Below are 11,628 nucleotides of genomic sequence, written 5' to 3' on the forward strand. Positions count from 1 at the left end.
CTATCGGGCCAAAATGGTTTTGAAGACGCGGGTCAGCTCGGCTTCGGCATTGTCGGGAGCGCCATCGTGACGCCAGCAGACATGCTGGTCGGGGCGGGTGATGATGCAGCCGCTATCGCCGACCTCGCGGGCGCGGGCCCAGTCGCCGGTGTAATCCATGTATTCCTGACGTGGGCCGATGACATGGGCGTTGAGCGTGATGCCGAACTCCTTGGCGATCTTGCTGGCCGCTTCGACCCAGGCTTCGCCGCCAAGGCCGGTAAAGACTGTGAAGGCACCGCCGCCCGCCAGATCAAGGGTGGAGTGTTTCTGCCCCGCCGCGTCGAACAACCAGGCATGGGGAATGCGTGCCCCGGGCCATGTAGTGGGCTGGTAGTGCAGGTCGGCATCCAGTTTGAAATCCGGCTCGATCTGACCATCGGTCACGGTCGCATCTGACCGGTAACGTTGGTTCATCTCGACGCCATGGGCATCGAACTCGTACTTCTTGAAGGCGATGGCCTTGTTCAACGCCTCGCGCTGGGCCTCGGCCTCGGGGGTGGAGTCACAGCGGGCGTCCATATTGGCCTTGATCTTGGTAATGTCGGTACCGCCGGTCATGCCAAGGGCCTCGAAGATGGGACCGAATTCGCCGATGGACTGGTTGGCGCGGGTGACGATCTGCTTGGCCACCGGGGCGCGCTCTTCGGAATAGGTTTCCAACAGCCGCTCCCCGGCCTGACCTTTGACCACGGCGGCAAGTTTCCACGCCAGGTTGAAGGCATCCTGAATCGAGGTATTGGAGCCCAGACCGTTCGACGGCGGGTGGCGGTGGGCGGCGTCGCCCATGATGAAGACACGTCCGCGCGACATCTGGGTGGCGTAGGTGTCGTTCACCGTCCAGGTGTTGGCGCTGAGCAATTCGATCTCAAGCTCGGGATCGCCCACCAACTGCCGGGCCACATCCGTCGCCATGGCCTCATCCACGTTGGGGGCGGGTTCGTTGATGTCATAGCCCCAGACGATCAGCCATTCGTTCCACGGGCGCACACAGCGCACCAGCCCCATGCCGATGCCGCCGACATCCGCGCCGGGCTGCATCACCCAGTAAAGGACCGAAGGACGATGGGCTACGTATTTCGACAGGTCCGCCCGGAACACGATGTTCATCGAGCCGCCGACGCCCATCTGGCCTTCGAAGGGCAGGTTTTCATTCTCGGCCACCAGCGAATTGCCACCATCGGCGCCGATCAAATATTTCGAGCGGATCGTCAGCTCTTGCCCGGTCATCCGGTCATAGCAGGTGGTGGTGACACCTTCAGCGTCCTGCACGTGGCTTTTGTACTCGGTGCTCATCCGCGCCCGGGTGCCGCGTTTGCAGGCAGTCTTGAAGAGGATCGGCTCCATAAAGGTCTGCGGCAGATCGTTCATGAAGGTCGGCGAGGAGAGCATGTGCTCGGCCTTGGACAGGGGATGGGTGCCCCAGGATTTCATCCGGCCGATTTCCTCACCAGCAAGGCTTTCGCAAAAGACGTTCTCGCCCATGATGCTCTGGTCCATCGCGTTGAGGTAGACCTCGTCTTCGACCTCTTTGCCCAGATCGCGCAGGACCTCCATCGTGCGCTGGTTGGTGATATGGGCGCGCGGGGTATTGGCTAGCCAGTGATAGCGGTTGATCGCGACATTCTCGATGCCATAGCTCGACAACAGTGCCGCCGCGACCGACCCTGCAGGCCCGGTGCCGATGATCAGAACCTCTGTGGTGATGTCAGCCATGTTTATTCCTCCGATGGTGATAGTTTGCCGCCCCGCAGGGTTCGGCGAATTGGGAAAAGGTGCAGCCCTGTGCGCTCGGAGATCAGTCCCCAGAGCCCACGCGGGGCGATCAGCATGATGGCAATGGCCAGAAGGCCCAGCGTCAGCAGGTACCAGCTGCCGAAATCGGCCAGCAGGGATTGCAGCGCAAAGAAAATGAGTACGCCTAGGATCGGACCTTCGATGGTGCCGATGCCGCCGATCACCACGATGAACAGCACATAGGCGGTCCAGTCGGTGACGCTGAAGGCGGCGTCGGGCGAAATCCGGGCTTTTTGCAGGTAGATCAGCGCCCCGGTGAGGCCGGTGCCAAAGGCGGAGGTCAGGAACACCACCAGCTTCATGCGTCCGGCATCTACGCCAACGGATTTGGCCGCTTCGGTGTTGTCACGCACCGCAGCGAGGGCCAGTCCGTTCTTGCTGCGCAGCAGCCAGTAGATGCCGCCGATCGTCGCCAGCGCCAGCGCCAGCGCCAGCCAATAGGCGAGGATATCGCGCGCCGCAGCAGAGCGCACGTCCAGCACCTCTTCGATCATCTCGACCAGCCACATGTCGCGGGTGGCGCTGCGCGGCAGCGAGGTGCCGGTGCCGCCGCCAAGCGTCTTCCACTGGGCGACGCTAAGGCGGACAACCTCGGCGATCACCCATGTCCCAATGGCAAAGTAGGCGCCGTTCAGGCGGAAGGCGAAAAATGCGGTGGGCACGGCAATCACCAGCGCCGCGATGCCGCCCAGAAGGATGGCGGAAACCGGATCAAGTCCCCAAAGGATCACGCCGCCAAACAGCGCATAGGCGCCCATACCGACGAATGCCTGCTGACCGATGCTGACGAGACCGCCATAGCCCGCCAGAAGGTTCCAGAACTGCGCCAGCACCAGCATCGTCAGGATGAAAAACATGTCCTGAATGGTTCCGCGCCCGGCAAAGAAGGGCAGGGCCGCCAAGATCAGCGTGCCGCTAAGGCCAAGGATTGCCGCGATGCGCGAGACTGGGGTTCGGGTGGATACAGTATATGTCATGTCTGCCTCCTTTAGTCGTGTGCCCGGGGGAACAGCCCCCGCGGTTTGATCAGCAGCACCAGAAGGAAGGCGACATGCCCGGCCAGGATTTGCCATTCCGGGGTGATCGCGGCCCCGAGGGTCTGCGCCACACCGATAATGATGCCGCCCGCCAGCGTCCCCCAGAGAGAGCCAAGCCCGCCGATGATCACCGCCTCGAAGGCATAGATCAGCCGGGCCGGTCCGATGTTGGGGTCGAAGTTGGCGCGCAGGCCCAGATACAGGGCGGCGATGGTCACGATGATCAATGCGATCCCGGTCGCGGTCGCAAAGATGTTTGCGGGCTTGATCCCCATCAGGCTGGCCGTGGTCGGATCATCCGAGGTGGCGCGGAAGGCGCGCCCCAGTTCGGTGCGGTAGAACAACTGGTTCAGCCCGACGATGACCAGAACGGCAGAGGCAAAGGTCAGCAGCGGCATCACGCCAAGCGAGATCGGCCCCATCTGCACCGATGCCGTGGTCAGCGCGTTGGGCGGCAGGCGCTGGCTGTCGGCGGAGAAGACTTCCAAGAGCGCGTTTTGCAGCGCAATCGACAGGCCAAAGGTGATCAGCAGCGGCGGCAGGATGTCATCGCCCAGCGTCCGGTTCAGCAGGAACTTTTGCAAGGCCCAGCCAAGGACGAACATCACCGGCATGGCAATAAGCAGCGCGAGAAAGGGAGAAATCCCGAGCATCGTCACCAGCAACAGGATCAGGTAGGCGCCCATCACGATCAGATCGCCATGCGCGAGGTTTACCAGCCGCATGATGCCGAACACCAGGCTCAGCCCGGCTGCAAAAAGGGCATAAAGGCCACCCAGAAGGATGCCTTGGAGTATCGTGTCGATCCAGATCATGCGGCTGCTCCGAAATAGGCGTCGTGGATGGCCTCGCGGCTGAGGCTCTCGGGGGTGCCGGACAGGGTGATGCGACCTTCCATCATGCAGTAGACGCGGTCGGCGACGGCCATGGCCTGGGCGATGTCCTGTTCCACCACCACCAGCGAGGCGCCCGCCGCCTTGATCGCCGGGACGGCGGCGTAGATGTCCTTGATCACCACCGGGGCAAGGCCAAGGCTGATCTCATCACACAAGAGAACCCGCGGGTTGCTCATCAGGGCGCGGCCGATGGCGACCATCTGCTGTTGCCCGCCCGACAGGGCCGTGCCGGGGCTGTTGCGGCGCTCCCGCAGGATGGGGAACAGATCGTAGACGGTGTTTAGCGTCCAGTGGCCGCTTTTCTTGCGCCCGTAGGTCCCGATCAGGAGGTTCTCCTCGACCGAGAGAGAGGGGAACAGCTTGCGCCCCTCGGGCACCATGGCGACGCCCTGCGCCATGATTTCATCAGCGGGCTGCGCGCCAACGGGGCGGCCATCGTAGGTGACCGCCTCGGCCGCATTGCGCAGCACCCCGGCAATCGAGCGCATCAGTGTCGTCTTGCCCGCGCCATTGGCGCCGATGATGGCCACGGTTTCCGCCTCTTCAAGGGTGATATCCACCCCGAACAGGGCTTGAAAATCACCGTAGTGGGCGGTCAGGTTATGGGTTTCCAGCAATGACATCAGACTTCGATCCCCAGATAGATTTGCTGCACTTCGCGGCTGGCCATGATGGCGTCGGGGTCACCCAGACCGATGACCTTGCCGAAATCGAGCACCAGCAGGCGCTCCACCACCGAGGTGAGCGCGTGCAGGACATGCTCGATCCAGATGATCGTCACGCCCTGCGCGTGGATGTCCCGGATGGTACCGATCAGCGACTGGCACTCGGCCTCGGTCAGGCCGCCTGCGATTTCGTCCAGCAGCAACAGTTTGGGCTGGGTCGCCATGGCGCGGGCCAGTTCCAGACGCTTGCGCTCCAGCAGCGACAACTGTCCGGCCGGGGTGTTGGCACGCCGGATCATCTCCGTGCGTTCCAGGATATCGGCGCAATCGTCCCGCACGGCGGCCTCACCCAGGCGGCGGCCATGGGTGGCGGCGACCAGAAGGTTTTCGTAGACGGTCAGTTTTTCGAACGGCTGCGGGATCTGGAAGGAACGCCCGATTCCCGCCATGCAGCGGTCCATTGCCGAGGTGCGGGTGACGTCGCGCCCTTCGAAATTGATGGTGCCAGAATTGGCGGTCAGGTTGCCGGTGATCAGGTTGAACAGCGTCGATTTCCCGGCGCCATTGGGGCCGATGATACCCAGCGCCTGGCCCTGTGGCACCTCGAAGGTGACATCGTCGGTCACGGTCAGGGCGCCAAAGCTTTTTGAAACCGATTGGAGAGAGAGGATCGACATGAAAGGTCCTTTGCCAGTCCGCAGGACGGGGTGTGAAAAGGCCGGGGGAGGGCGCGGGTCCTACGTGCAGCAGGACCCGCAAGGGCAGGATGGGATCAGGAAATCTCTTCCATCTTGCCGCCGGTCGGGATCTCCGGGTGATCGGAGTTGTCCACCACCACGAGATCATAGCTGCCATCGTCCTGAAGCCGCCACTGACCGCCCGCAAGCGGGGTTTTGGCGACATTCGCGGCGGCGAACGGCGGCAGGCCCTTGCCGTCGAATGCGATGCATCCGACCATCGAATCCAGCTGCGTTGCGGCGATCGCGGCTGCAACTTCATCCGGGTCGCGGCTGTCTTCGACGCGACCCATGACACTGGCCGCCATTTCGAACAGCGCGTGCACGAAACCGATGGGCTGGGTCCACTGCTTGCCCGTCGCCTGGCTATAGCCTGCGGCCAGATCGGCAGCGGATTGCCCGGTCAGGGAGGAAGAGAACGGATGGTTCGGTGACCACCAGACCTCGGAGGACAGGTTGTGCCCCTGATCGCCCAGAGCCTCGACCGCCTGCGGGAATAGGATGGCCTTGCCGATGCTTGCGGCCTTGGGGGTGAAGCCCTGCTGTTTGGCCTGTGTCCAGAAGGTGGTGAAATCCGGCGGGATCGGCACGCCGGTGACGATTTCAGCATTTGCCGCCTTGAAGGCATTGATCTGGGCGCTGAAGTCATCGGTGAGGTTCTGGTAGCGGCCGGTGTCGGTCAGCTTATACCCTTGGGCGTCCAGCACTGGCGGGAAGCCCACGTTGGGATCGCCCCAGGCGTTGCCATCGCCATCGTTGGGGAAGATCGCGCCAACCGATTTATTGGTGTCGAGCTGGTTCCACATTGCCGTGAAGGTGGAAATCACGTCTTCCAGTCCCCAGAAGAAATGGAAGCTGAAATCAAACGGCCGCCAACTGCCGGGATCGCCCGGGTTGCCTTGCTGACCGATGAAATAGGGTTGCCACGGGGCCACGGTGGAGATCACCGGGATTTCCTCGGCCTCGCAGGTGGTGGCGACCGGATTGGTCGTCTCGGGGGTAGAGGCGACGAGCATCATGTCGATCTCGTCGTCGATGATCAGTTCCTTGGCGACCTCTGCAGCGCGGTTGGGGTTGGACTGGCTGTCCTTGACGATCACTTCGAAGTTGCTGCCTGCATCCGAGGCTAGAAAACCCTCGATGATGAACCGGTCGGCGTCCGAAAATGCGGCCAGCGGGCCGGATTGCGGGCTGACATAGCCCAGCCGGATCTTGGCATCCCGGGCCAGAGCTGGTGCCGCCAGCCCCCCGGCAGCAAGCGTGAGGCCGGTGGCGGCGGTGGATTTGAGCAGTTTACGGCGTGTAATCATGATGTCCTCCCTGACGTCATCAAAAGTGTTCGCGAAGCCCCGGTTCAGTGGGCGGGTGGTGTTCCCGCCCAGGCCGCCTGCAACAGCGCGCGGATATCGTCGCGCGTGACAGGCTGCGGATTGGGGTAGGGTTTGGTGGTGGCCAGTTCGGCGGCGCGGTCCAGGTCTTCCTCCTTCAGACCCAGATCGCGCAGTGCCAGCGGCGCCCCCAGTTTTTGTGCAAAATCATACAAGGCGCGCCCGGCATTCTCACCGCCCAGAAGATCGCAGATCGGCAGCAGTTCGGTCGCTGCCGCGCGGGCGTTATAGGCAATGGCATGGGGCAGAACGATTGCGTGGGTTTCGGCGTGGGGCAGGTCGAATGAGCCGCCCAGCGTGTGGCACAGCTTGTGATGCAGGGCCATGCCGACCTGGCCTAGCACCGTGCCACAGGCCCATGCGCCGCGCTGCGTCTCGGCGCGGGCTGCGAGATCCGTAGGCGCGGCCAGAACGCGGGGCAGACCGCCGACGAAGGCCTTCAGCCCGTCGATGGCCAAATGCACCGTCTTTTCGGTGCGGTCGCGCGCATAAAGCGCCTCGGCTGCATGCGCCATGGCGTTAAGCGCCGAGGTCACGGTCATGGCAACCGGCAGCGTTGCGACGCGCTCGGGATCATAGAGGATGACTTCGGGCAGCACCTCGGGGTGGCTCAGCGTCGTCTTGATGCCGTTCTCGGTCTGGCCGAGGATCGGCGTCGCTTCACTGCCGGCGTAGGTGGTCGGGATCACGATCTGCGGCAGGCCTGTGCGATAGGCGATTGCCTTGCCCAGCCCGATGGTCGAGCCGCCGCCGATTGAGATGATGCAGTCCGCTGCGACCTCTTTGGCGTGGGCCATGGCCGCTTCGGTGACGGTGACGGGGGTGTGCATCGCCGCCTGACAGAAAACGCCAGCGGCCAGTTCGCCCAGTGTTTCGGCCATTTCCAGCGCTGCGTCGGATTGCTGAGGGGTGGACAGAACCAGGGCGTTCTTCGCGCCCAGCCGCTGAGTCTCTGCGACAAGGATGTCCTTCACCCCAGCCTGGAATACAACGCGCACACCATCTGTTGCGGTTTCTGCCTCTTGTGTCATTTCAGACCTTTCTCCTCCGGTTGTGCCGGACGTTAAACCTCAGTGAATGGTCTGTTGATCGAGATTACGGCATTTAATATACCACGATGTTATGTACATCGATCCCAATCACCTGCGCATCCTGGCAGCGATCGTCGACTCGGGCGGGCTAAGTGAAGGCGCGGCCGCGCTAAACAAGTCCCAGCCCAGCCTGTCGCGCACGGTTGCGATGCTGGAGTCGCGGCTCGGTTCACGATTATTTGAAAAGGGTATCCGGCCGCTGCGGCCGACCGAGCTGTGTCTGTCGCTGGCCGAACAGGGCCGGGTGATCGGTCAGGCAAGTGAGGCGGCGCGCATCGCAGCCGAGCTTTATTCAGGGGGCAAGGCGGGCACCGCGCGGATCGCCGGGACGCCCATCTTCATGGATGGAGTGATCTCCTACATGATCGCGTCGTTCCAATCTGCTTTCCCGGATGTGGCGATTCAGCAAAGCTATGGCTATTTCGCGGAGCTGTCTGAACAGCTGAAGACGGGGAACATCGATCTGGCGATCTGCCCGATGCGCGGCGATGACATCCCGGAAGAGCTGTCGTTTGAACCGATCCTGCGTGGCCGCAACGTGATTGCCTGCGCGCCGTCGCACCCATTGGCGCGTAAATCCACGTTTCGATTGGAAGATATCGCCCAATACCCTTGGATCGCCCCCCCGGCGGGCAGCCCTCTTTATGCGGACCTGAAAAACGCGCTGGAGATCGTAGGCATCACCGATTTCCGCGTCAGTTTTACTGGCGGCTCGCTGGCGGCGATCCTGCGCATCATGTCCGGATCGGATGCGCTGACGGTGTTGCCTTATTCAGTGGTGTTCATGCAGCGACCGTCCAATATGGTCACAGCGCTGCCGGTGAAGCTTGAACACCCGGACCGGCAACTGGGTTTGCTCTGGCGCAACGACCGCCCGGTGCGCCCCGCGGTGTCCCGGTTTCAGAAGTTCCTCAAGGGTGAGTTTTCCGGTCTGGCCGACAGGATCGACGTTCGCGGCCGCGAAGCCGTCTGGAGACGATGATACCTGCCTGTGTGGGCGGCACGAGAGTGCGAGGCCTGCTCAATCTGATGAGGGGCGGTGCATTTGGACTTGCGCAGTTGCGGCGGCCTGCGTTAAGGCGCAAGCCTTACCGGTCGTCTGGGGTCGCCCCAATCGAATTGCTGGTGAGAGGGGCAGGGTCGCGGCAAAGACCCCATGAAAGAAATCGGTTAATTCTCCGGTTTCTGTCCCGCCGAATTTCTGAGGTTTGCCACCTTGGACGTGTGGGATTTGTTACCGGATTGCGGGCCACGTTAAACACACCGCTAAAGAGGTCAGGACGCAAAGGAACCCCTTTCGCTTGGCCGAATGGGGTTTTTTATTGCGCCGACGCGCAGGAGTGTGTGCCATGAACGACACGAAAGAAAGCAACTGGAACAGCCGCACCAAACTGGTGCACGGCGGCACCCGCCGCAGCCAATGGGGCGAGGTGAGCGAAGCGATCTTCCTGACCCAGGGCTTTGTCTATGACAGCGCCGAACAGGCCGAGGCCCGGTTCATCGAAACCGGCCCGGATGAATTCATCTACGCCCGCTATGGCAATCCGACCGTGGCGATGTTCGAAGAGCGGATCGCAGCGCTTGAGGGCGCCGAGGATGCTTTTGCCACCGCTTCTGGCATGGCAGCGGTCAATGGCGCACTGACCTCGCTTCTTAAGGCGGGCGATCACGTTGTGTCGGCGCGGGCGCTGTTTGGCTCTTGCCTTTATATCCTTGAAAACATCCTGACCCGCTTCGGAGTCGAAGTGACATTCGTCGATGGCACCGATCTGGAGCAATGGCGCGATGCGGTACGACCGGACACCAAGGCGGTGTTTTTCGAATCCATGTCGAACCCGACGCTGGAAGTGATCGACGTGGCTGCGGTGGCCGAAATCGCCCATGCCGTCGGCGCCACTGTGGTGGTGGATAATGTGTTCTCGACGCCGGTCTTCTCTGACGCCATCGCGCAAGGCGCGGATGTGGTGGTCTACTCGGCCACCAAACATATCGACGGTCAGGGCCGGGTTCTGGGCGGTGTCATCCTTGGCACACGCGATTTCATCCGCGGCACGGTTGAGCCCTATATGAAGCACACCGGCGGTTCCCTTAGCCCGTTCAACGCCTGGACGCTGCTAAAGGGGCTGGAGACGATTTCCCTGCGGGTGAATGCACAGGCCGAAACGGCGCTGCAGATTGCGACTGCCCTTCAGGGGCATCCGAAGCTGGCGCGCACGATCTATCCCGGCCTAGCCGATCATGCTCAGAACGCGCTGGTGCAGCGGCAATTGGGCGGTAAGGGCGGAACGGTCCTGTCGCTGGATCTGAAGGGTGGCAAGGAGGCGGCCTTTGCCTTCCTGAACGCCCTGACGATTCCGGTGATTTCCAACAATCTCGGCGATGCGAAATCCATCGCAACCCATCCGGCCACCACCACCCACCAGCGGCTGGCCGATGATCAGAAGGTGGCGCTGGGCATCACGCCGGGTCTGGTGCGCTTCTCGGTTGGGCTAGAGGATCCGGAGGATCTGATTGCGGATCTGACGCAGGCATTGGACGCCTGCGGCGGCTGAAGTCTTGGGGACGCTGTGGCCCGCGTTGTTCGCGGGCCGGGGCGGGTTCACTTGTGGTGCGGGGTCAGTTCCGGGCCGGAACCTGCCGTATTTGTCTGATCCATTTTGTGTTTTCCCGCGTAACAGAGTAATACTGAACATCGCTGCGCCCCGGGGCGTAGCAGCAGCGGAGGAAGTGGTCGTATGAATATCCATATGCGCGGCGTGGACGAGACACCGGACCGGACCGAGGCAGAGGCGGCTCTTGAGACGCTTCGCCAATGGGCCGCGACAGCCACCCAGACGGAAATTGCGCAGCTTGACCCAGCCGTTGCCCGGCTTCTGCCAGAGCGGGCGGTGCAGAACTACCCCGATCTGTCGCGCAACTACCCCGAGGATTTTGTGGCGGATGAGGGCTATCGCGCCACATTGCCCGACCTGCAGAACGGCCCCTCCAGCCTGATCCGGGGCGCCAATGAGCAGATCCAGCATGTGGGGATCTCCAACTTCCGCCTGCCGATTCGCTTTCACACACGGGACAATGGCGATCTGACGCTGGAAACCAGCGTGACCGGCACCGTCAGCCTTGAGGCCGACAAGAAGGGCATCAACATGTCCCGGATCATGCGGTCCTTTTACAAACACGCAGAAAAGACCTTCAGCTTTGAGGTGATCGAGGCCGCGCTTGAGGATTACCTCAGCGATCTCGGCAGCATGGACGCGCGCATCCAGATGCGGTTCTCCTTCCCGGTGAAGATCGACAGCCTGCGTTCGGGCCTGTCGGGCTATCAATATTACGATATCGCGCTGGAACTGGTGGATCGGGACGGGGTGCGCAACAAGATCGTGCATCTGGACTATGTCTATTCCTCGACCTGCCCCTGTTCGCTGGAACTGTCGGAACACGCGCGTCAGTCGCGCGGGCAACTGGCAACCCCGCATTCGCAGCGGTCAGTGGCGCGGCTGTCGGTGCAGATCGACCCCGAGGCCCCCTGCCTGTGGTTCGAGGATCTGATCGATCATTGCCGCCGTGCGGTGCCTACCGAGACGCAGGTCATGGTCAAGCGCGAGGACGAACAGGCCTTTGCCGAACTGAACGCTGCCAACCCGATCTTTGTCGAGGATGCAGCGCGCCTGTTCTGCGAAGCCCTGCAAAGCGATCCGCGCATTGGCGATTTTCGCGTGGTGGCCAGCCATCAGGAAAGCCTGCACAGCCACGATGCAGTCAGCGTGCTGACCCAAGGGCCATTGTTTGCCGAAACCAGCCTTGATCCGGGTCTGTTCTCGACCCTGATTCATCGGGGGTAACAGGTAGGCAGCGGCGCACGTTGCGCCGCCTCCTGCCTGTTCCGCTATCACTCAAGCGCGAATTTCCGCTGCAATGCCGCATTTTTTTGCTGCGTTGCCGCATTCTCGTGTTAGCCTTCCATCAGGTCCGGACCCAGAT

The 11,628-nt window shown here is 62.2% G+C and carries 10 protein-coding genes and 1 riboswitch; of the genes, 3 read left to right on the top strand and 7 right to left on the bottom strand.

Annotated elements, in window-relative coordinates; all coding sequences use genetic code 11:
• From SM765_RS15110 to SM765_RS15140, 7 genes are all read right to left on the bottom strand, one after another.
• The gene (locus tag SM765_RS15110; RefSeq protein WP_274835971.1) at window positions 1-1,755 is read right to left on the bottom strand and encodes an FAD-dependent oxidoreductase; all 1,755 of its coding nucleotides are present in this window, start codon (window positions 1,753-1,755) and stop codon (window positions 1-3) included.
• 2 nt (window positions 1,756-1,757) lie between these two features.
• The gene (locus SM765_RS15115) at window positions 1,758-2,813 is read right to left on the bottom strand and encodes a branched-chain amino acid ABC transporter permease (protein ID WP_274838290.1); all 1,056 of its coding nucleotides are present in this window, start codon (window positions 2,811-2,813) and stop codon (window positions 1,758-1,760) included.
• A gap of 11 nt (window positions 2,814-2,824) precedes the next feature.
• Entirely contained in the window at window positions 2,825-3,688 is an 864-nt protein-coding gene (locus tag SM765_RS15120; protein WP_274832458.1) for a branched-chain amino acid ABC transporter permease, read from the bottom strand.
• Window positions 3,685-4,392, bottom strand: a complete 708-nt coding sequence (locus SM765_RS15125) for an ABC transporter ATP-binding protein (RefSeq protein WP_065270839.1) — start codon at window positions 4,390-4,392, stop codon at window positions 3,685-3,687. Before SM765_RS15125 ends, SM765_RS15120 begins: the two co-directional genes overlap by 4 nt.
• Window positions 4,392-5,111 (bottom strand): ABC transporter ATP-binding protein, encoded by a 720-nt coding sequence (locus SM765_RS15130; RefSeq protein WP_065270838.1) that lies wholly within the window; start codon window positions 5,109-5,111, stop codon window positions 4,392-4,394. The genes SM765_RS15125 and SM765_RS15130 overlap by 1 nt, the downstream gene beginning before the upstream one ends.
• Before the next feature lie 95 nt (window positions 5,112-5,206).
• The gene (locus SM765_RS15135) at window positions 5,207-6,481 is read right to left on the bottom strand and encodes an ABC transporter substrate-binding protein (protein WP_274838289.1); all 1,275 of its coding nucleotides are present in this window, start codon (window positions 6,479-6,481) and stop codon (window positions 5,207-5,209) included.
• Between the two features lie 44 nt (window positions 6,482-6,525).
• Window positions 6,526-7,590 (bottom strand): maleylacetate reductase, encoded by a 1,065-nt coding sequence (locus SM765_RS15140; protein ID WP_065270836.1) that lies wholly within the window; start codon window positions 7,588-7,590, stop codon window positions 6,526-6,528.
• A gap of 91 nt (window positions 7,591-7,681) precedes the next feature.
• On the opposite strand from SM765_RS15140, the gene SM765_RS15145 reads away from it, so the two are divergent.
• The 3 genes from SM765_RS15145 to folE2 all read left to right on the top strand — a co-directional run bounded on the left by SM765_RS15145 (window position 7,682) and on the right by folE2 (window position 11,489).
• Window positions 7,682-8,632, top strand: a complete 951-nt coding sequence (locus SM765_RS15145; RefSeq protein WP_065270835.1) for a LysR family transcriptional regulator — start codon at window positions 7,682-7,684, stop codon at window positions 8,630-8,632.
• Window positions 8,633-8,864: 232 nt separating this feature from the next.
• Window positions 8,865-8,941, top strand: a riboswitch (SAM riboswitch).
• A gap of 58 nt (window positions 8,942-8,999) precedes the next feature.
• Complete coding sequence (metZ, locus tag SM765_RS15150; protein ID WP_274838288.1) at window positions 9,000-10,202, top strand: O-succinylhomoserine sulfhydrylase; 1,203 nt, start codon at window positions 9,000-9,002, stop codon at window positions 10,200-10,202.
• Between the two features lie 183 nt (window positions 10,203-10,385).
• The gene (gene folE2 / locus SM765_RS15155; RefSeq protein WP_065270833.1) at window positions 10,386-11,489 is read left to right on the top strand and encodes a GTP cyclohydrolase FolE2; all 1,104 of its coding nucleotides are present in this window, start codon (window positions 10,386-10,388) and stop codon (window positions 11,487-11,489) included.
• Window positions 11,490-11,628 lie beyond the last annotated feature (139 nt).

The organism is Pseudophaeobacter sp. 1A09344, from assembly GCF_041008745.1.
Classification (GTDB): Bacteria; Pseudomonadota; Alphaproteobacteria; order Rhodobacterales; family Rhodobacteraceae; genus Phycobacter; species Phycobacter gallaeciensis_A.

Bases quoted from the DNA above. Each gene is read 5' to 3' on its own strand.
- SM765_RS15110 (WP_274835971.1), bottom strand. From the start codon at position 1,755: ATGGCTGACATCACCACAGAGGTTCTGATCATCGGCACCGGGCCTGCA.
- SM765_RS15115 (WP_274838290.1), bottom strand. From the start codon at position 2,813: ATGACATATACTGTATCCACCCGAACCCCAGTCTCGCGCATCGCGGCA.
- SM765_RS15120 (WP_274832458.1), bottom strand. From the start codon at position 3,688: ATGATCTGGATCGACACGATACTCCAAGGCATCCTTCTGGGTGGCCTT.
- SM765_RS15125 (WP_065270839.1), bottom strand. From the start codon at position 4,392: ATGTCATTGCTGGAAACCCATAACCTGACCGCCCACTACGGTGATTTT.
- SM765_RS15130 (WP_065270838.1), bottom strand. From the start codon at position 5,111: ATGTCGATCCTCTCTCTCCAATCGGTTTCAAAAAGCTTTGGCGCCCTG.
- SM765_RS15135 (WP_274838289.1), bottom strand. From the start codon at position 6,481: ATGATTACACGCCGTAAACTGCTCAAATCCACCGCCGCCACCGGCCTC.
- SM765_RS15140 (WP_065270836.1), bottom strand. From the start codon at position 7,590: ATGACACAAGAGGCAGAAACCGCAACAGATGGTGTGCGCGTTGTATTC.
- SM765_RS15145 (WP_065270835.1), top strand. From the start codon at position 7,682: ATGTACATCGATCCCAATCACCTGCGCATCCTGGCAGCGATCGTCGAC.
- metZ (WP_274838288.1), top strand. From the start codon at position 9,000: ATGAACGACACGAAAGAAAGCAACTGGAACAGCCGCACCAAACTGGTG.
- folE2 (WP_065270833.1), top strand. From the start codon at position 10,386: ATGAATATCCATATGCGCGGCGTGGACGAGACACCGGACCGGACCGAG.